At 65.2% G+C, this 19,868-nt stretch carries 13 protein-coding genes; 6 read left to right on the top strand and 7 right to left on the bottom strand.

What is annotated here, in order from left to right; all coding sequences use genetic code 11:
- Positions 1-298: 298 nt before the first annotated feature.
- Together FJ548_RS07450 and FJ548_RS07455 are read right to left on the bottom strand one after the other, a co-directional pair.
- A complete protein-coding gene (locus FJ548_RS07450) occupies positions 299-1,558 on the bottom strand; it encodes an ABC transporter substrate-binding protein (RefSeq protein ID WP_140692031.1) in 1,260 nt (419 codons plus the stop codon).
- Between the two features lie 47 nt (positions 1,559-1,605).
- A complete protein-coding gene (locus tag FJ548_RS07455) occupies positions 1,606-2,520 on the bottom strand; it encodes an N-acetylmuramic acid 6-phosphate etherase (protein WP_140777536.1) in 915 nt (304 codons plus the stop codon).
- 199 nt (positions 2,521-2,719) lie between these two features.
- On the opposite strand from FJ548_RS07455, the gene FJ548_RS07460 reads away from it, so the two are divergent.
- From FJ548_RS07460 to FJ548_RS07485, 6 genes are all read left to right on the top strand, one after another.
- The gene (locus tag FJ548_RS07460; RefSeq protein WP_140777537.1) at positions 2,720-3,601 is read left to right on the top strand and encodes an N-acetylglucosamine kinase; all 882 of its coding nucleotides are present in this window, start codon (positions 2,720-2,722) and stop codon (positions 3,599-3,601) included.
- Complete coding sequence (locus FJ548_RS07465; protein ID WP_140612565.1) at positions 3,598-4,380, top strand: GntR family transcriptional regulator; 783 nt, start codon at positions 3,598-3,600, stop codon at positions 4,378-4,380. The genes FJ548_RS07460 and FJ548_RS07465 overlap by 4 nt, the downstream gene beginning before the upstream one ends.
- Positions 4,377-5,411, top strand: coding sequence for an SIS domain-containing protein (locus FJ548_RS07470; RefSeq protein ID WP_140777538.1), 1,035 nt, complete (start codon positions 4,377-4,379; stop codon positions 5,409-5,411). The genes FJ548_RS07465 and FJ548_RS07470 overlap by 4 nt, the downstream gene beginning before the upstream one ends.
- Positions 5,408-6,580: an N-acetylglucosamine-6-phosphate deacetylase gene (gene nagA / locus FJ548_RS07475; protein ID WP_140777539.1), complete on the top strand. Its 1,173-nt coding sequence runs from the start codon at positions 5,408-5,410 to the stop codon at positions 6,578-6,580. The genes FJ548_RS07470 and nagA overlap by 4 nt, the downstream gene beginning before the upstream one ends.
- A gap of 10 nt (positions 6,581-6,590) precedes the next feature.
- Positions 6,591-7,703, top strand: a complete 1,113-nt coding sequence (locus tag FJ548_RS07480) for an NAD(P)/FAD-dependent oxidoreductase (RefSeq protein WP_140777540.1) — start codon at positions 6,591-6,593, stop codon at positions 7,701-7,703.
- 73 nt (positions 7,704-7,776) lie between these two features.
- Entirely contained in the window at positions 7,777-9,852 is a 2,076-nt protein-coding gene (locus FJ548_RS07485; RefSeq protein WP_140692083.1) for an ABC transporter ATP-binding protein/permease, read from the top strand.
- A gap of 70 nt (positions 9,853-9,922) precedes the next feature.
- On the opposite strand, the gene FJ548_RS07490 is transcribed toward FJ548_RS07485, so the two are convergent.
- The 5 genes from FJ548_RS07490 to FJ548_RS07510 form a co-directional block, all read right to left on the bottom strand.
- The gene (locus FJ548_RS07490) at positions 9,923-11,437 is read right to left on the bottom strand and encodes a malonyl-CoA synthase (RefSeq protein WP_140777541.1); all 1,515 of its coding nucleotides are present in this window, start codon (positions 11,435-11,437) and stop codon (positions 9,923-9,925) included.
- 179 nt (positions 11,438-11,616) lie between these two features.
- Entirely contained in the window at positions 11,617-12,360 is a 744-nt protein-coding gene (locus FJ548_RS07495; RefSeq protein WP_140777542.1) for a GntR family transcriptional regulator, read from the bottom strand.
- Positions 12,361-12,851: 491 nt separating this feature from the next.
- A complete protein-coding gene (gene rpe, locus FJ548_RS07500; RefSeq protein WP_140777543.1) occupies positions 12,852-13,529 on the bottom strand; it encodes a ribulose-phosphate 3-epimerase in 678 nt (225 codons plus the stop codon).
- Positions 13,530-13,731: 202 nt separating this feature from the next.
- Complete coding sequence (locus tag FJ548_RS07505; protein WP_140777544.1) at positions 13,732-17,598, bottom strand: hypothetical protein; 3,867 nt, start codon at positions 17,596-17,598, stop codon at positions 13,732-13,734.
- Positions 17,599-17,608: 10 nt separating this feature from the next.
- Positions 17,609-19,591, bottom strand: a complete 1,983-nt coding sequence (locus FJ548_RS07510) for a hypothetical protein (protein ID WP_140612581.1) — start codon at positions 19,589-19,591, stop codon at positions 17,609-17,611.
- Positions 19,592-19,868 lie beyond the last annotated feature (277 nt).

A 19,868-nucleotide genomic window follows, 5' to 3' on the forward strand; every position in this document is an offset into this window, starting at 1 on the left:
GTTGACCCGCTCTAACTCTTTGTTCTTACGCAATCCCGGACGGAAAACCGCTACGCAATTTTCCTGGAATTGCTCTAGGCAATGCGTTCGACGGCAGCGCTGCCCCTCACCCTTACCCGCTCCCCGTAAAGGACGGGGAGAGGGGATCGCCAGCGTTGCGGCTCGTCCCTTCTCCCCGTCATTGTAGGGGGAGAAGGTGCCTGCAGGCGGATGAGGGACGGCGCCGTCGTTCGCAGTCGATGCTATCGGAAGAGGCAGGGCCGCCCAGTTGGAACGGCCCTGCTCCGTGCCTGAGATCTTATTTCGCCGGATGATACCAGCTGTCGAGGCCGTCCTGCAGCTTCTTGGCCGCGGCTTCGGGCGTATCGGTGCCGTTGATGACGTTGGCCGATTCAACCCACGTCTCGTTCTCGAGGTTCGGCGTGCCGCGCGACAGGATCTGGTAGGTCGAGCGGATGGTCGACTTGCACTTGCCGCGCCAGGAGACGAATTCCTGCGCCAGCGGATCCTGCATCTTCACCGGCGAGGAGTTCAGGCTGAAGAAGCCCGGCAGCGCGTTGGCGTAGATGGTGGCGAAATCCGGCGAGGCCACCCAGGACAGGAAGGTCTTGGCCGCGTCCGCGTGCTTGGATGCCGCATTCAGGCCCATGCCGATATCGGTGTGGTCCGAGATGTAGCAGGTGTCGCCAGCCTTCTCGACCGGCGGCGGGAAGGCGCCCATCTTGAACTGGGCCTGGGTGTTGAACAGGCCGATCTCCCACGAGCCGGCCGGGTAGATGGCGGCGCGGCCGAGCGTGAACAGGTTCTGGCTGTCCGGATAGGTCTGCGCCTCGAAGCCGTCGCCCAGATACGGCTTCCACTTGGCCAGTTCCTCGTAGGGCGCGACCCAGTCCTTGTCGGTCAGCTTCTGCGTGCCCTTGATGAGCGCCGCGCGGCCCTCCTCGCCCTTCCAGTAGTTGGGGCCGATATTCTGATAGCCCATGGTCGCGGCTTCCCAGAGGTCCTTGGTGCCCATGGCCATCGGGATGTAGGTGCCGTCGGCCTTGATCTTGTCGAGCGCGGCGAAGAACTCGTCGCGGGTCGTCGGCACCTTGATGCCGAGCTTGTCGAAGGCGTCCTTGTTGTAGATGAAGCCGTGGATCACGGATGCCATCGGTACGCAGAAGCTCGACTTGCCGTCATCCGTCTGCCAGGCCGACTTGGCGACGGGGGAGAAATTATCCATGCCGGGCAGCGAGGACAGGTCGGCGAGGTTGCCCTTCTTGAACAGTTCGAGCGACTTGTCGAACGGGCGGCAGGTGATCAGGTCGCCCGCCGAGCCGGCGGCGAGCTTGGCGCCGAGGGCGGCGTCATATTCGGTCGGCGCCGATGGCGCGAACACCACCTTGATGCCGGGGTTCTTGGCTTCGAAGGCCGGGATCAGCTTGTCCTTCCAGATGGAGAGATCGTCGCCGCGCCAGCTTTCGATGTTGAGCGTTACGTCCTCGGCGTGAGCCAACCCGGCCGAGCCGAGAATGCTGGTGCCCAGAAGCAGTGCCGTCAGTAGTTTCGTTGTCATGCTCAGTCTCCCTGTTGACCTTTTTCAGGTTCGGTTTTGATGAGAACCTAGGCTTTGGAGCCCTTGTTCCCCTCGATCGCGGAAAGGGCTGGCCGCAGCTTCTGGCCGGTCCCCTCCAGTATCTTCTGCGCTGCGTCGGCGCTGTCGGCACCGGCGGCGAGCAGAATGGCTGTCTTGACGGCGCCGCCGCTCCTTTCGAGCAGCCGGGCCGCTTCGTCCCTGTCGCGCCCGCTGACCGCGGCGACGATGCGCGTGGCGCGGTCGCGCAGCTTGATGTTGTCGGCCGTGAGGTTGACCATATAGCCGTCATGGACGTGGCCGAGATGGACGGCGGTCAAGGTCGACAGCATGTTGAGCGCGATCTTCTGCGCGGTGCCGGCGCCCATGCGCGTCGAACCGGCGATCACCTCAGGCGGCGTTTCGAGCAGGATGGCGGTTTCGGCCTGGCGAAGCAGGGCTGAAGCCCTGTTGTTGGCGATGCCGATGGTCGCCGCACCCCGGCGGGCGGCTTCCTCGATGGCCCGCACCGCGTAGGGCGTCGTGCCGCTGGCGGAAAGGGCGATCAGGCAATCACCCACGCCGATGCCGGCGTTGGCGACCGCCGTCGCGGCCTCCTCGGTATCATCCTCGGGCCCACCGGCTAATGTCCGGAAAGCTTCTTCGCCGCCGGCGACCAGGATGGCGATGCGGTCGCGCTGAATGCCGAAGGTGCCAGGCAGTTCCAAGGCGTCGGCCAGCGCCATCAGGCCCGAACTGCCGGCCGCGGCATAGGCGAGCTTGCCGCCGCCGCTCAACCGGCCAGCGATGATCTCGGCCGCCTTGGCGATGGCGGGAATGGCGTTGCGGACCGCCTTCGCGGCTTCGACCTGCGCATCCGCCAGCGAAACAAGGATGGCTTCGGGGGCCTGGATATCCAGTCCCTCGGCATTCCTGTGCAGCGCTTCGGTACGCGTTTCGGCCATCCCTGCTCCTCCAATGCAGGAAACAATACCAAAAAAATACCACTTGTCCACATGCATTAGTGGCTTCGCGGCCAGGAATTCGATGAGCCGGCGAAATACGTGGGTTTTTCAACGAGATACGCCTTAATCTTTTTGAAACGGAAATTAATCCTTGGCTATTGGTATTTTATTGGTATTATCCGCCCGGAGGAGAAATCGCGTGAATTTCGTGCTCGGTATCGATGGCGGCGGCACCAGCTGCAGGGCCGCCCTTGCAACGGCGGACGGCACCGTCGTCGGCCGCGCCAAAAGCGGCGCCGCCAACATCCGCACCGACCTCACCGGCGCCCGTTCGAACATCGTCGAGGCCGCGCGGCAGGCATTCATCGCCGCCGGCCATAATCCGGACCTGATCCCTCAGACGCCAGCCATTCTCGGTCTTGCCGGCGCCAATGTCGGCACCTACCGGCAACAGCTCGAAGCGATCCTGCCGTTCAGCACCAGCCGCGTCGAGACCGACGCGGAGATCGCGCTGGAAGGCGCTGTCGGTTCTGGCGACGGCGCGATGGCGATCCTCGGCACCGGCACCGCCTACATGGCGCGCAGGAACGGCAGATCGCGCGCCATCGGCGGCTGGGGCTTCCAGGTCGGCGACCAGGGCAGCGGCGCCCGCATCGGCCGCGACCTCCTGGAACAGACGCTGCTGGCCCATGACGGGGTGCGCGCGCGTTCGCCGCTGACCGACGCCATGATGGCCATCTTCCGCGACAATCCCGAAGACGTCGTCGAATTCACAACCAATGCCAAGCCGGGCGATTTCGGCGGCTTCGCGCCCAAGGTGTTCGAGCACGCCGAGAAAGGCGACGCCGTCGCCAACTGGATCGTCGACAAGGCGGTCGGCGACGTCGAGGCTTCGCTCGGCGCGCTCGGCCTTTCGGACGACGCGCCGCTCTGCCTGCTTGGCGGGCTGGCGCCGCTCTACGCGCCGCGCCTGTCGGCGCGCTACAAGGCGCTGCTGAGAGAGCCGCTCGATGACGCGCTGGGCGGTGCGGTGCAGATGGCGGCCCGGCTTTTCGCGGGACACGCGGAGGCGGCTCGATGAACGACGCCGCGGACCAGATCTTCGCCGCGCTGAAACAATCGTCGCAAAGCGGCGCGCCGCTCTACCTGCAGCTCAGGAAAAGCATCGAGGACGCCGTCAACCGCGGCCTGATCGGGCCGGGCGACGCGCTGCCCTCGGAGCGCGACATCGCCACCAAGGCCGACATTTCCCGCGTCACCGTGCGCAAGGCGGTGCAGGATCTGGTCAAGGGCGGCATCCTGGTCCAGCGCCATGGCTCCGGCACTTTTGTGGCGCCGCGCATGGAGCGCGTCGAGCAGTCGCTGTCGCGGCTGACCTCCTTTACCGAAGACATGGCGCGGCGCGGCATGGCGGTGCGTTCGGCATGGCTCGACCGTGGCCTTTACGCGCCCTCTCCCGACGAGATGATGGTGCTCGGCCTGTCGTCGAGCGAACTGGTGGCGCGCGTGGCGCGCCTGCGCATCGCCAACGACACGCCGCTGGCGATCGAACGCGCCTCGCTGTCGGCCAGCGTGCTGCCCGACCCGGCGGGGATAGGCTCCTCGCTCTATGCGGCACTGGAATTGACCGGCAACCGGCCGGTGCGGGCGGTGCAGCGCATCTCGGCCGCCAATCTCGGCGACGGCGACGCGCGGCTGCTGGAAGTGCCGCCCGGTATTGCCGGCCTGCATATCGAGCGTATTTCCTATCTGGCGAGCGGCAAGGTGATCGAATTCACCCGCTCCATCTACAGGGGCGACGCCTATGATTTCGTCGCCGAACTGCGGCTGACAGGGCCAAGCGAAGAGGGCCGACCATGATTTCCAACACCACACATATGCAGCGCGAGATCGAGGAGATCCCGCAAGCCGTCGCCCGCCTGCTCGACGGCTCCGGCGCGGTGCTCGCCGAAGCCGGGCGCGGGATCAGGGAACGCGACCCGCAGTTCGTCGTTACCGTGGCGCGCGGTTCGTCCGACCATGCCGCCACTTTCATGAAATATGCCGTCGAACTGACTGCGGGCCTTGCCGTCGCCTCGGTCGGCCCCTCTATCGCTTCGATCTATAGCCGCAAGCTGCGTCTCGGCGGCTCCGCATGCCTGGCGATCTCGCAGTCGGGCAAGAGCCCCGATATCGTCGCCATGGCCGAAACCGCGCGGGCCGGCGGCGCGCTGACCATTGCCGTCACCAACACCGCCGAGTCGCCGCTGGCGCGCGCCTCGGACTATGCGATCGACATCCTGGCGGGGCCCGAGCGCAGCGTCGCGGCAACCAAGACCTTCGTCAATTCCGCCGTCGCCGGTCTTGCTCTGATGGCGCATTCCACCGGCGACGAAACGCTTCTCAAGGCGCTTGCCGGCTTGCCGGACCATTTCCGCGAGGCGATCGCCTGCGACTGGATGAGCGTGTTGGCCGAAACCATCGAGAAGCAGAAATCGCTGTTCATCCTCGGCCGCGGCCCGTCCGCGGCAATGGCCAACGAGGCGGCGCTGAAATTCAAGGAGACCTGCGGCATGCATGCCGAGGCCTATAGCGCGGCCGAAGTCATGCACGGCCCGCTGGCGCTGATCGGTCCCGACTTTCCGGTGCTGGCGCTGGCCGCGCGCGATGCGTCCGAGCCATCCGTCGCCGAAGCCGCCGACGGCCTGGCGGCCAAGGGCGCGCCGGTGTTCGTCACCTCCGCGCTTGCCAAGCGCGCCACGCGCCTGCCGCATGTCGCAACCGGTCACCCGCTGACCGATCCGCTGACGCTGATCGTCTCCTTCTACGTGTTCGTCGAGGCTTTCGCCCGTCATCGCGGCCTCGATCCGGACGCGCCGCGCAACCTTCGCAAGGTGACGGAGACCGTATGAGCGACCGTTTTGCCCTGACCGGCGCCCGCATTTTCGATGGCGACGACTGGCACGAAGACGCGGCTCTTGTCGTGCGCGACGGTCTTGTCGAATCCATCCTGCGCCAGGGCGCCCTGCCCGCCGATATCCGCGCCTTCAACACCGGCGGCGGCATGCTGGTGCCGGGCTTTGTCGACATCCAGGTCAATGGCGGCGGCGGCGTCATGCTCAACGACCACCCCGATGTGGCCTCGATCGAAACCATCTGCCGGGCGCACGCGCCGTTCGGCACGACGGCGCTGTTGCCGACGCTGATCACCGACACGCCAGCAATCACCGCCGCCGCGATTGCCGCCGGCGAAGCAGCCGCGCGACAAAAAGTGCCGGGCTTCCTCGGGTTGCATCTCGAAGGGCCGCATCTGTCGATCGCCCGCAAGGGCGCGCATGATCCGGCGCTGATCCGGCCGATGACCGACGCCGATCAGGCAATACTGATCGCGGCGCGGCAGAAGCTGCCGGTGCTGCTCACCACGGTCGCGCCGGAATCCGTCGACCTGGCCCGCGTCACGGCATTGGCCGGGGCAGGCATCATCGTCAGCCTCGGCCATTCCGACACCGGTTATGCCACCGCGAAAGCCTTTGCCGAAGCCGGCGCCAGCGTGGTCACCCATCTGTTCAACGCGATGAGCCAGATCGGCAACCGCGAGCCCGGCCTGGCGGGCGCGGCGATCGACATCGACACATTGTCCGCCGGGCTGATCGCCGACGGCATTCATGTCCATCCCGCGACCATCAGGATCGCGCTCGATGCCAAGCAGGGGCCGGGCAGAATCGTGCTGGTCACCGACGCGATGGCGACGATCGGCACTGATATGACCTCGTTCACGCTCAATGGCCGGACCATCTACCGCAAGGACGGCAGCCTGCGGCTCGCCGACGGGACGCTGGCGGGCGCGGATCTCGACATGATCTCGGCCGTGCGGTTCATGCACGGCGTCGTCGGCGTCGAGCTCGCGCAAGCCTTGCGCATGGCGTCGCTCTACCCGGCGCAGGCGATCGGCCAGTCGCATCGGCTTGGCCGCCTTGCCAACGGCACGGCGGCGGATATCGTTGCTCTGTCGGACGATCTTAACATAGGAAGCGTCTGGATCGGCGGCGACAAGGTGTTCGAGGCCGGCGCTTCCCGCTGAAGGCGAGGCCATGCAGACAATCGATTGTGTCGTCGCCGGAGCAGGCGTGGTCGGGCTTGCCATCGCCAGGGCGCTCGCCTTGTCGGGCCGCGAGGTGGTGGTGGTCGAGCAGGCCGATGCGATCGGCACCGTCACCAGTTCGCGCAATTCCGAAGTCATCCATGCCGGGCTTTATTATGCGCCGGGAAACCTAAAGGCCCGACTCTGCGTCGAAGGACGCCGGCGGCTCTACGCCTACTGCGCCGAGCACAACATCGCCCATGCCCGCCCCGGCAAGCTGATCGTCGCCAACGAGCCTAGCCAGACGGAAGGGTTGCGGGCGATCCAGGACAATGCGCGGCGCTGCGGGGTGGACGATCTCGAGTTTTTGACGCGCGACGAGGCCGAAAGCCTGGAGCCGGCGCTGACATGCGCCGGCGCGCTGCTGTCGCCATCGACAGGCATTGTCGACAGCCACGCGTTGATGCTGTCACTGCGCGGCGATGCCGAAGCGGCCGGCGCATCCTTCGCCTTCCTGACCGCTGTCGCCGGAGCCACGATCGAAACCGATGGGATCCGGATCGACACGCGCGATGCCAATGGCGAGACCTTCGCCTTGAAGGCCGATGCCTTCATCAATGCCGCGGGCCTCGATGCGCAGGCCGTGGCCGGCCGGATCGACGGTTTTCCGAGGGATCTCATCCCCCGGCAGTGGCTGGCGCGCGGGAACTATTTCGCCCTTCCGGGCCGGTCACCCTTTTCGCGGCTGATCTATCCGGTTCCGGCCGAGGGTGGCCTTGGCGTCCATCTGACTCTCGATCTCGGCGGCAGTGCGCGCTTCGGACCCGACGTCGAGTGGATCGACCATGTGGATTACACGGTCGATCGGGGCCGAAGCGCCGCCTTCTACGAGGCGATCCGGCGCTATTGGCCCGCCCTTGGCGATGGCGCGCTGCAGCCGGCCTATGCCGGCATCAGGCCGAAGCTGTCGGGCCCCGGTCAACCCGCCGCCGACTTCGTGGTGCAGGGACCGTCCGATCATCGCGCGGGCCGGATCGTCAATCTGTTCGGCATAGAGAGCCCCGGCCTGACGGCAAGCCTGGCGATCGCCGACCATGTCGCCGGGCTGCTGTACCGGGAATGACAGGCGCTGTCGGGAATTGTCATCTCGAACAAACGGCATGAAACCTTTTGATTTCGAGGTCGTTGTCGGGCGTATGTCCGAGGCGAGACCCAAATCCGAACCGGCCGATGGCATCAAACCGCGCGGCGCCTTGAAGCCGGGTCGGGGAAAGCCACGACGCCAAAAGCCGCGTGACGACAAGACGCGCGAAGAGAAGCCGCGCGAAAAAGAGCCACGTGACAAGAAGGTGCCTACCGCCGAAGCGGCGTCCGAGGTTGTCGGCGTCGCCGCGCCCCCACCGCCGGATGCCGTCGAACCCGATCCGGAACTGACGCCCGAGGAGGCGGCTCAGGCGCGCAAGAAATACCTGCTAAGGCGTTTCTGGATCAGCGGGCGCGGCTATTGGGGACGGCATGGCGACAGGCTCGCCTGGCCGCTGACGATCGGGCTGCTGGTCCTGATCGGCACCAATGTCGGCTTCCAATACGGGATCAATGTCTGGAACCGCGCCATCTTCGACGCCATCGAGCAGCGCCAGGCCCGTACGGTGTACTTTCTCAGCGCCATTTTCCTGCCGCTCGTGGCCGGCAGCATCGGCCTTGTCGTCGCGCAGGTCTATCTGCGCATGACGATGCAGCGCCGCTGGCGCTCCTGGCTGACCACCTCGGTCATCGCGCGCTGGCTGGATCACGGCCGCTACTACCAGCTCAACCTCGTCAAGGGCGACCACCAGAACCCCGAGGCCCGCCTGTCGGAGGATCTGCGCGTCGCAACCGAGTCGCCCGTCGATTTCGTCGCCGGGGTCACTTCCGCCTTCCTGTCAGCCTCGACCTTCATCGTGGTGCTGTGGACGATCGGCGGGGCGCTGAGTTTTCCGCTCGGCGGCTCGACCATCACCGTGCCCGGCTTCCTCGTCATCACCGCCGTGGTTTACGCAGCGATCACCTCCACCTCGATGTTCATCATCGGCCGCAATTTCGTGCGGCTTTCGGAGGACAAGAACCAGGCCGAAGCCGAATTCCGCTATGTGCTGACGCGTGTGCGCGAGAACGGCGAGAGCATCGCCTTGCTGGGAGGCGAGGAAGAGGAGAACAGCGGCATAGACAAGACTTTCGCCGGCGTGCTGAAGCGATGGGCGCGGCTGACCGGCCAGCATATGCGCACCGCACTGGTCTCGCAGGGCTCGAGCCTGTTCGCCCCTGTCGTGCCGGTGCTGCTGTGCGCGCCAAAATTCCTCGAAGGCTCAATGTCGCTCGGGCAGGTGATGCAGGCGGCTTCCGCCTTCGCCATCGTGCAGGGCGCCTTTGGATGGCTGGTCGACAACTACCCGCGACTTGCCGACTGGAATGCCTCGGCCCACCGCATCGCCTCGCTGATGATGTCGCTCGACGGGCTCGAGCGCGCCGAGCAGAACGATAAATTGGGGCGCATCAAGCACGGCAACACCAAGGGCGATGCGATGCTCAGCCTCGACAATCTCTGCGTGACGCTCGACGATGGCACCTCGGTGGTCAAGGAAACCGAAGTGGTGGTCGAACCGGGCGAGCGGGTGCTGGTGTCCGGCGAATCCGGCTCGGGCAAGTCGACGCTGGTGCGGGCGATCGCCGGCCTGTGGCCATGGGGCAGCGGTAGCGTCAATTTCCACCCCGACCGGCGGCTGTTCATGCTGCCGCAGCGCCCCTACATCCCGACCGGTACGCTGCGCCGCGCGGTCGCCTATCCCGCCGCCGCCGACAACTGGGCGGCAAAGCAGATCAAGGCCGCCCTCGACAAGGTTGGCCTGGGCTACCTTGCCGAACGGCTCGAAGAAGAAGCCCCATGGGATCAGACCCTGTCTGGCGGTGAAAGGCAGCGGGTCGCCTTCGCGCGCCTCTTGCTGCACAGGCCCGATATCGTCGTGCTGGACGAGGCGACCTCGGCGCTGGACGAAAAGAGCCAGGACCAGATGATGAAGACGGTGATCCACGAATTGCCCGATGTCACCATCATCAGCGTGGCGCACCGCGCCGAGCTCGAAGCTTTCCACACCCGCAAGATCACCCTGGAACGGCGAAAGGATGGCGCAAAACTGGTCAGCGACATCGACCTTGCGCCGCGCAATCGCAAACGCAGCCTGTTCCAGCGTGCCTTGTGGGGTTCCGGTGCTCGGAACCACAAGCCACAGAAGTAGGTGGCGCCGTCGGAGAGCAATTCCAGGAAAGTGTGAGGCGGGTTCCGTCCAGAATTGCGTCAACCACTCCCTAGCATGCGTAGAGATCCCTATAGGCGTCGCGTAAAAGATTCTTTTGTACCTTGCCCATCGTATTGCGCGGCAATTCGTCGACGAAGATCACCCGCTTCGGGTGCTTGTATTTTGCCAGGCGCCCGGCGATGGCACCAAGGATTTCGGCCCCGATGATCCGCGACCCCGGCGTCCGGACCACGACCGCGGTGACAGCTTCGCCGAAGTCGGGATGGGCAACGCCGATGACCGCGCTTTCCGCGACCCCGTCGAGCGCGTCGATCTCGCTCTCAAGTTCCTTCGGGTAGATGTTGTAGCCGCCTGAAATGATCAGGTCCTTGCCGCGGCCGACAATGTGGACATAGCCATCGACATCGACCATGCCGAGATCGCCGGTGATGAAGAAACCGTCGGCGCGGAATTCCGCCTTGGTCTTTTCCGGCATGCGCCAGTAGCCGGAAAACACGTTCGGACCCTTCACCTCGATCATGCCGACCTCGCCCTGGGCAAGCGGCCTGGCGGTGTCGGGATCGGCTATACGAAGCGCGATGCCAGGCAAGGGGAAGCCGACCGTGCCGGCGCGCCGTTCGCCGTCGTAAGGGTTGGAGGTGTTCATGTTGGTCTCGGTCATGCCGTAACGCTCGAGGATGGCGTGGCCGGTGCGCTCGCGCCAGGCCCTGTGCGTCTCGGCAAGCAGCGGCGCCGAGCCGGACACGAACAGGCGGATATTCTTCGCTGCCTGGCGGTCCAGCCGGTCCTGCTGCAGCAGCCTGGTGTAGAAGGTCGGCACGCCCATCAGCGCCGTGGCGCGCGGCAGCAGCGAGACGATGCGGGCCGGATCGAATTTCTGTTCGAACAGCATCGAGGCGCCGGCCATCAGGATGACGTTGGTGGCGACGAACAGGCCGTGGGTATGGAAGATCGGCAGCGCGTGGATCAGCACATCGCCTGATGTGAACCGCCATTGCTCGACCAGCACCCGTGCGTTCGAGGCGAGATTCCCGTGGCTGAGCATGGCGCCTTTCGAACGGCCGGTCGTTCCGGATGTGTAGAGGATCGCCGCGAGATCGTCCTTGCCGCGCTCGACGTCATGGAAATCGGTCGATTGCCGCGATGCCTGGTCCGTTAGCGATCCCTGGCCGTTGCGGTCGAGCGTGACGACGACGGCACCGGATGGCTCGACCATGCGCGCGATGTCAGCCGATTTCGCCGGATCGCAGACAATGACCCGCGGCGTGGCATCCTCGAAGAAATAGCCGAGCTCGGTCAGCGTATAGGCGGTGTTGAGCGGCAGGAAGACGGCACCGGCGCGCACACAGGCGAGGTAGAGCAGCACCGCCTCCGGGCTCTTCTCGACCTGCACGGCGACCCGGTCGCCGGGCTCGACATCCAGTTGCAGGAGCGCATGCGCGAGCTGTGTCGACCGCGCCAGCATGTCGCCATAGGTCAGCGATCGCCCATCGTCCGTTTCCATCAACAAACGATCGGGCGCCGGCATCCGGGACCGGAACGCATCGAACAGATGATTGCTCATGACGTCTTCCTGCAGCGAGGGCAATGGCGCCTGGCATCCCCATGGGAAGGCATGCGCCGACGGCAAAGAGTTCGCGTTTCCCGGCCACGCCGTCAAGACCGCAAACGCGGGTCCAGCAAACTGGATCTGCGGCAAAGATCGCGGGCGATGAGCAGTGAGACGCTGAAAGAACCCGGCCGTTACCGTCGGGTGCTTTGGGTCGGGGTGGCGGCCTTTGAACCCCCGGCTTGCTTGAAGCGTTCCATGCACAGGGCCGTGGTCAGCTGGTAATGATCGATCAGGAGCTGAACGGCACCGTCGGCATTGCCGTCCAGTGCGTATTCGGCTATCAGCCGGTGTTCGGCGAAGTCGTCGCGCTGAACGCTCTCGCCATCATTGGCCATTTGCCGATAGCGGTAGGCGTGATCGGAAAGCTGATCGCAGAAGCTCACCAGCCAGTGCGACCGGCAGGCCGAGATCAGCACCCGATGGAAGGTTCGGTGCAACTTCTCCCAATCCGGATCGAGCGAGGAGAGATCCTGCGGCGAAAGACGCGACGCCCGCCCCAGGCGATGCAGCGCCAGCACCAGCTGCTCTTCCCATTCGGTGGTGCGATGGGCAATGGATTCACGAAGCGCCCGTTCCTCGAGCCAGCAGCGGGTGCGCGTCAGCTCCTCGAGCTCCGCTGCGCTGATCGGCATGATGAAGAAACCGCGCTGGTCATGGCGGCCGAGCAGCCCCTCGGAGGCAAGGCGATTTAGGGCCTCACGGACCGGAGAGGCACCGGCACCATATTTGGAAACAACCCACTCGACCCGTAGCTTGCTTTCGGTTTCCAGGTTGCCGGCGAGAAGATCGTCACGAAGTTGATGATAGACCGTGCTGGCAAGCGTGCTCTTGGATCCTGTGCTGTCGTCGTGCAGATTGGCAGCGCCGTATGTCAAAAGCGACTCCCTGTCCCCCAACTCTTGTCTTGGGCAATTCGAGTCCGAAAAACATTTCCCCTTCCGTACATGTACCACATAGCGCCGGCCTCTGGGCGCTCAAGCAGAGGATGGCGCCATTGTACTTAAGAACGAAGAAATATGCCCCCGACCGCCGCTGATCACGCGAATTTGTGCGGCTCTGCAACCAGTATGCACGCGGAATCATCTGTTGCTTGTGTGCCCATGCGATCATCTTTTCTGCCGCGCGCAAAGGACATCGACAATGTAGCCGAATCCGGCCTCCCGTCCGGCCCAGTGATTCGGCAGCAGGCCCTCGACCCATCGTGCCCCGCGCGCGAGCCCTTGGCGCCGGTTCCGCGTCTGATGGAACGCGTCAACCCGTTCGAAGCCTTGTTGCCGCGCAATTCCGGACGGAAAACCGCCATGCATTTTTCCTGGAATTGCCTTCGCCGGCCTGCCGGAATGGAAACGGCGCAACCCGTGACGTGTCAGCCGGCGGCTTTGTCGGCCGCTGTCCTGATCGCCTCGATGTTGGCGCGATAGGCTTCGACGCTGCCGCCCTTGAAGACGGCGGCGCCAGCGACCAGCACATCGGCGCCGGCGGCGGTGACCAAGGGAGCCGTTTCGGCTGAAACGCCGCCGTCGATCTCGATGCGGATCGGTCGGTCGCCGATCAGCGCCTTGACCCGTCTCACCTTCTCGACGATCCCTGGGATGAAGGCCTGGCCGCCGAAGCCCGGATTGACGGTCATGATCAGGATCAGGTCGAGCCGGTCGAGTACATATTCGACAGCACTTTCCGGCGTTGCCGGATTGAGCGACACACCGGCCTTCTTGCCGAGATTCCTGATGGTCTGCAGGGAGCGGTCGAGATGCGGCCCGGCCTCGGCATGCACCGTCATGCCGTCACAGCCGGCCTCGGCGAAGGCGGCGAGATAGGGATCGGCCGGCGCGATCATCAGGTGGCAGTCGAAGAAGGCCTTGGTGCGGTTGCGGATCGCCTTGATCACCGGCGGGCCGAAGGTGATGTTGGGGACAAAATGGCCGTCCATGACATCGAGATGGATCCAGTCGGCGCCGGCCGCCGCCACGGCCTCGACCTCGTCACCGAGCTTGGAGAAATCCGATGCCAGCACCGAGGGTGCGATCAGGGTTTTTTTGCTCATCTCGCGGCCTTTCCGGGCGCCCTTTTCATCCGGTCGCTCCGAAACGACTGCCTAAAGCGCTCCAGGTGACTTGTCGAGGGCGCAAGCACAGCAGGCCACAGGCCAGAGGGCGGTCTTGCAGCCATTTTTCGCACCCATGGGTCATAAGGAAAGAAACCCGCCAGATTGCTCGGGCGGGTTTCTGGTCTGTGCCGCGCAGCGGTTACTGCTGCTGGAGTTTCAGGATCCTGTTTGGAGCAGGATCCTGTTGCTGGTCGGTCTGCAGGCCGCGCCTCGGCAGGACCTGCTGCAGCAGGAGGCCCGGGTTGAGCTCCAGGGGAGCCTGCTCACGTATGGGCCGGCAGTTCGGATACCGCCCGATAGCGCCTTCCGGGCAACGCCGCCTGATGATCGGCTGGCACTGGCCATTGATCATCTGCGAGCCCGGGGCGCATTCCACCTGCTGCCTGCGGCATGCGCCATTGATCACCTCGCTCCCGCGCGGACAGACACACTCGCCGCGCTTGTTGTGGACCTGGCCGCGTATATCGCACTGCTCCAGTTGCGGCTGCTTGCGCCGGCAGGCATTGCCTTGCACCTCGGTACCCCGCGGGCAGACGCAATTGCCGTCGGCGTCGTGGACCTGGCCACGGATGCTGCACTGGTCGGGCTCCGGCCGAACGGGGCGGCAGGCTCCGTTGTGCAGCTCGGTCCCTTGCGGACAAACGCAATCGCCATTGGCATTGCGTGTCTGGCCGGGGATGCGGCACTGCTGCGGCTTCGGCCGGACCGGACGGCAGCCGCCGCTACGCACCTCGGTTCCTTGCGGACAGATGCAATCGCCATCGGCGTCGTGGATCTGACCACGGATGGTGCATTGCTCAGGCCTCGGCCTGTCGCGGACGCAGGCATTGGCCTTTCTGTCGAGATGCATGCCATCGGGGCAGGAGCAGCCATTGCCGTCCGAGGTCGGCACAGAACCGGGTATCGTGCAGCCCGGCCTGCTCGTCTTGACGCAGACGGCATTCTCCAGCTCCGTGCCGCGCGGACAGACGCAGCGTCCGTCTTCGGTGCGGATCTGGCCTTCGAGCAGCACGCAGCGTGGCGGTGGAGGCACGGGAAGCGGCAGGAGCTTGGTGCCGCCGCCGGCGCACTGGCCGTTGCGGAAGGTGGTGCCTTCGGGGCAGACGCACCTGCCGGCATTGTTCATGACAAAGCCTGGCGAGCACTGGTTCTTCACCTCATGGGTGATGGTGAAGGGGTGGCACGCATAGGCCTTGCCGCGATCGCCTTGCAGGTTGGCCTGGTCGCCGGACAGCACGTCACCGCCGCCCTGCACCCGTGTGTCGGGGGAGAGAACGCCGACGCAGTTCTGGCCGTTGACGTTACCCTGCAGATTGGCCAGACGCCCGTCATCGGGAATGACCACGGTGACATGATGCGACTGGCTTTCGCCGGCGCCGAGCGTCAGGTTGGCGATGCAGGAGGCGGGCAAGGTTGCCGGTTCGGGCGAGCAGCCGAAGGGCGGGTCGATCGACGTGATCGCAACGCCTTCCAGCCGGCCAAGCCCTTCCACGCCGATCGCATCGCCGATGCGGACCGGACCCGAGAAGGGGCTCGTCCCATCGTTCGATATGGTGATGTCGAACGAGCAGGGCTGGCCGGGCCGGCACTCGCGGTCGCCGGTCTTTTCGACACGGATGGTCGAAGCGCCGCCGCCCTTGGCGCAGGCCTGGCCGATCGGATAGACGACGTCGTCGCCCTGCGCCGGACCGTAGGAGCCGCGCGCGCAGTTCTCGAATTCGCCATTGGCCGAAACCGTCACGTCGAAGTGCCTGGAGGTTCCGGGCGTCATGACGGCACCGGGAAGCTGGCACGACAGCGTGTTGGCCGGCACCGGTCCGCACGCCCATTCCGCGCCATCTGATGTGACGGTCTGGATCTGGACGGGCGCGCCGCCCGACACCAAAGTCGCGGCGTCGTTGACCCGCACCGGACCGGTGGGGGCAGCCGTGCCGGCATTGCTGACGGTGATGCGGCAGGAGACCACTGCTGCGCCGGCCAACGAGCCGCTGCACACCTTGGTTATGCCCAGGCCAGGCTGGCCAGCGTTGGGACGGCGGATGCGTTCCTTGGCGCAAGCCTTGTTGTTGGTGAGATCGGCCTCGCCGGGGATAGGCTTTACTTCGGCGCAGTTCTCGACCATGTCCGACCGGTAGCTGGCCGGCACCACCGCCTTGACGACGATCGGCGTCGAGGCGCCTGGAGGCAGCGAGATGCCGGGGTTGTCGCAGCGGAACTGGCCAGGACCATTCGGACCGCAAGTCCAGGGCGGGCTCGGGCCGAAGGTCGAGGATGTAGGCGCGCCGCCGGGGTAATTGTCGATCACCGTCAGCGGCCCGTTATAGGTAGCGGAGCCATTGTTGATGATGTCGATGACGAAGCTGCAGACGCCATCGGCAGTGCAGATTTCGGAGCGGGCACGCTTCTTCAGGATCAGGTCGACCTTCTTCTCGACCGGCGGCTGGCAATCGCGGTCACGATCGCCACGGCGGCAGATCGGGATAGAAGCGCAGCCGCGGTCGTTGGCCTGGCTGCCGAACAGCGGCTTGCCGCTGGCCGCGTAGTTGTAGGCCGCGCAGTTGCGCAGGACGCTGCCTTGCCAGCCCGCGGCCGGCTTGAAGCCGAGCGTGAGGTCGACAAAAGCGCCCGGATTGAGCGTGGTCACCGGATAGGTGCACGTCATCGGAGTGGCGCCGGGCACGCAGACCCAGGGCGGATTGGGCCCTGAACTCAGCGTCGAGCCGGCCGGCAGCGTCACCTCGTCGAGCACGATCTTGCCGTTATAGGGCGCGGTGCCGACATTGGTGACCCGGATGGTGAAATCGCAGCCGCCGGCCATCGTGCAGCGCGGAACATCGGCATGTTTTTCCACCTTGAGGTCCGGCTCCTTGTCCCGTGGCGGGCATTTGAGATCGGGCGGAATGACGACGTCGATCGTTTGCGTGCAGCAGAGCCCCCAGCCCTCCTTCGGCCCGGCATAGGTGTTGATGCCGGTGACGATGATGTGGATGGTCTCGCCGGGTAAGGCGCCGACGATCTTCCAGTTAAGCACGCCGCCGCCCGCCGGCACCTGCTGGGTGTCGGGGATGATGGCGATGCCTGGCGTCGTCGTCGAAAGCTGTATCCACTTGCCGCCCATCTCGGAGCCGACCGGCATGTGGTAGATGAAGGCGCCGCCGCCGGGCACGCAGTCGACCGTGCCGCGCTCGACCTTGAAGCATTCATGATCGGTCGGGGGTGGAGGCGGCGGTTCGCATTTGGTGACGTCGATGCGGACAGAGGTCTTTTCGCCGGTCAGCAGGTTGCCGTCATCCGGCTTTCCCGGATCCTGCGACGGGATGGTGGTGCCCGGGCCGGTTCCGTTCGTGACCTTGATCAGGCCCTGATTGTCGACCACGGTTGGCGCGGGGAACGCCGCATGGTCGATCTTGGCCGTGATCCTGAAGGTGATGACGCGTTCGTTCAGCGCGCCCGAGCCATCGAGATCGGAAGCCGAAATCCGGAAATCGGAAACCGTTGCCGTATCGTTGGGACCGGCCGAATTGCTGATGACGGCACCCGGCAAGGGCCCGCCGGAGGCGTCCGTGCCATCGCCGGCGACCTGCACGTCGACGATCGAGAGGCCATGCGGAAGCTGGTCCTTGAATTCGAGTTTTGCCGCCTTCAACGCGGCCGCGAGGCGCGGGTTGGCAAAGCTCTGGGGATCGCCGCGCAGACCGAAGGTCAAGGTGTAGAAGACGTAGTCGCAGCTGCGTTGACCGCCCGTCTTGGTGAAGAAGGGCACCACGCGTCCGGGTTCAGGATTGATGATGCGCGGGTTGTCGAACTGCAGCGGCTGGACATCCGGGCTGGCGGCCTGGACGCCCTGGGCGGCGACAGCCGGCAGTGCGGGCGCGAGAGCGACCGCGATACCGGCCGCCATCAGCCAGCGCGCACCGCGCCTGGCATATGACAGGGGTTTCATGATCGTCTCCATGACAGTGTTTTGAGGATTCGCCGCGAGCGGGGAAGGAGCAAGAATGGTCATCTTTCCCTCCTCAACGTTCGCAGCTGATGGCTGGCGTGCGCAGCGGCAAGGTCATCTTGCAGCAAGGGTAGTAGCCACCCTTGTCCTTGTCGGACTTCCTGTAGAAACACAGCCCGACATCGACCCTGTCGCCCGGACTGTGGCCGGTGATGTCGATCGTGTACGGCCTGCCTGGCGCATGCGATATGGGTGTGGTCACCCCGACGCCTGGCGTCCTGGATTGGACCTTGATCGAATCGCCGCCGAAGCCGGCGTGGTCATGGAGATAGAGATCGGCCTCAAGGCCTGAAGGCGTGCAGAAATACTGCACATCGTCGACATCGAGACAGGGAGGCAGATTGCCGGGCGGTGGGAAGTCCGGCGGGTAGAAGGGGGGCAGATAGCCGCCCGGGATTTCTTCATAATAGCCGGCGCGGCCCTCGCAGGGATGCCAGATGGCGACGTCGCCGACATGGCCTTCCATTTCGGGATCCTCGAAATAGCCGTCGAAGTCGACGAACCAGGAGCCGAAGGGCGGCACATTCGCCGGCTTGACCAGGTCCTTGGGCGTGATCTGCACGCCATGCACAGGAAGCGGCCCGCCGGCGGCGAGTTGCCCGGCGAGTGCTGGATTGTCACGCAATCTGTCGCCGGTGTTGACCAGCGTCTGCGTGCAGACCGAGGTGTCGAGATTGCCGTCGGCGTCATAGCCATACTGCAGGTCGAGCCCGCCAGCCGATTGCCGATTGGCCTGCGGGAAGCCGACGGCATATTCCTGCGGCACGTGTACCCAGGCCGATTCCGTCGCCGGATCGTCGGGATTTTCGCGCCAGTAGCGGATCGCCTCGCCCTTGCCGGAATCGGCGAAGCGGCTGTAATCATAACGGTTTTCGACCGGGCCGCGCTGAGCGAGATACATGAAGCCGCTGTTGTCGAAGGCGATGTCGGTGACGGCATAGTCCTTGTCGGCCTTGACCGTCAGTTCCCAGCGCGGGTCGTCGGCGAAGGTGCCGTCGCGGGCAATGCCCACCGACCAGATCTCGGCCTTTTCGCCGACCGAATAGTAGAGCCGGCCGCCATGATAGGAGACGGCCCAGACGCGGCGCCCGTCCTGTGTGTAGCCCCAGGTCTCGGGGTCTTCGGTGTCAAAGGCCGCGCCCTGTATGTCCATCACCGCGCCATCGTCGGCGACCGGAGCCAGACCATGCGCCGGGCGACCGGCGACGCCATGGTCGAACGTGTCGATCAGCTTGCCATTGGCGTCGATGCGATGGATCAGGCCGGTATCGAGGTCCGAAGCGAAGAACTGACGGTGATTGGGATCGAAGGTGAGGTTGCCGATACCGGGACCGCTGTTGGTGTCGATCTCGGCGAATTTGGAGACCTGGCCGGTGATGCCGTCGATCTTCCAGATGGTGCCCGGTCCGCCACCGTTTTCGGTGCCGAACTGGCCGTCCATGAAAGTGGCGCCGGCCTTGCCGCGGCGCTGCCGCTCCGGCCTGCCGTCCTTGTCGGCGTCCGGCGTGACGATCGCGACGCCTTGCAGCGAGGTGGCGGCGGCGTAGAGGTTGGGAATGCCCGACGGAACGCCATCGCGCATACCGTCGTCGTAGGTGAGGCCGAACACCTGGCCGATCTGGCCCGCTGTCACCTCGAAAGGCGGCGGCGTGAAGACGAGCTGACCGGAAGCCGGCCCGCCAAGATGGGAGACGTCGAACACGCGCAAGGTGGCTTGGGTGGTGTCGATGAAGGTTTCATCCACGGGATCGACGCCGGGCGGCAAGCCCCCGCTTTCGGAATCGGGAGAGTCGAGATTGGGGATGATGGTGCCGGAAAATCCGGTGACCGCCATCGAGCCGGGATAAATGATCCGGGTCTGGCTGTCCTGCGCCTGGGCGCCGCCAAGCCACAGGCTGGCGGTGAATGCCAGCGCCAGCAATCCGCCGCCAACACGCGCCGCACCGCGCACGCCGCTGTTCAGAGAGGACACGAGCGTGCCGCGGACGCGAGACATGGCGCTACCCCCGTTAGCCACGGGAGAAACATCCGGCGTTGCCGCGCAAACCAGGGCAAGGCGCGGCGTTCCGGCACGTTCTTCCCTGATCAAATTGTCTGCTTTCCTCATTTCCACGATACGCCTGCTCCCGTGCAGGGTCAACGGAATCAGCCGAAAGCCCAGCGCGTCGACCCCGTCCCGAAGGCGGTGGCCGCGCCGAGTTCCTGTTGTTCCCGGAGACCTTGGAGCCTCTGGATTGCTGGTCATTGGGCTTCCTTTCCGAGCCGCGCCATGC

This window comes from Mesorhizobium sp. B2-4-17 (assembly GCF_006441275.1).
Classification (GTDB): Bacteria; Pseudomonadota; Alphaproteobacteria; order Rhizobiales; family Rhizobiaceae; genus Mesorhizobium.

Bases quoted from the DNA above. Each gene is read 5' to 3' on its own strand.
- FJ548_RS07450 (WP_140692031.1), bottom strand. From the start codon at position 1,558: ATGACAACGAAACTACTGACGGCACTGCTTCTGGGCACCAGCATTCTC.
- FJ548_RS07455 (WP_140777536.1), bottom strand. From the start codon at position 2,520: ATGGCCGAAACGCGTACCGAAGCGCTGCACAGGAATGCCGAGGGACTG.
- FJ548_RS07465 (WP_140612565.1), top strand. From the start codon at position 3,598: ATGAACGACGCCGCGGACCAGATCTTCGCCGCGCTGAAACAATCGTCG.
- FJ548_RS07470 (WP_140777538.1), top strand. From the start codon at position 4,377: ATGATTTCCAACACCACACATATGCAGCGCGAGATCGAGGAGATCCCG.
- nagA (WP_140777539.1), top strand. From the start codon at position 5,408: ATGAGCGACCGTTTTGCCCTGACCGGCGCCCGCATTTTCGATGGCGAC.
- FJ548_RS07480 (WP_140777540.1), top strand. From the start codon at position 6,591: ATGCAGACAATCGATTGTGTCGTCGCCGGAGCAGGCGTGGTCGGGCTT.
- FJ548_RS07485 (WP_140692083.1), top strand. From the start codon at position 7,777: ATGTCCGAGGCGAGACCCAAATCCGAACCGGCCGATGGCATCAAACCG.
- FJ548_RS07490 (WP_140777541.1), bottom strand. From the start codon at position 11,437: ATGAGCAATCATCTGTTCGATGCGTTCCGGTCCCGGATGCCGGCGCCC.
- rpe (WP_140777543.1), bottom strand. From the start codon at position 13,529: ATGAGCAAAAAAACCCTGATCGCACCCTCGGTGCTGGCATCGGATTTC.
- FJ548_RS07505 (WP_140777544.1), bottom strand. From the start codon at position 17,598: ATGACCATTCTTGCTCCTTCCCCGCTCGCGGCGAATCCTCAAAACACT.
- FJ548_RS07510 (WP_140612581.1), bottom strand. From the start codon at position 19,591: ATGTCTCGCGTCCGCGGCACGCTCGTGTCCTCTCTGAACAGCGGCGTG.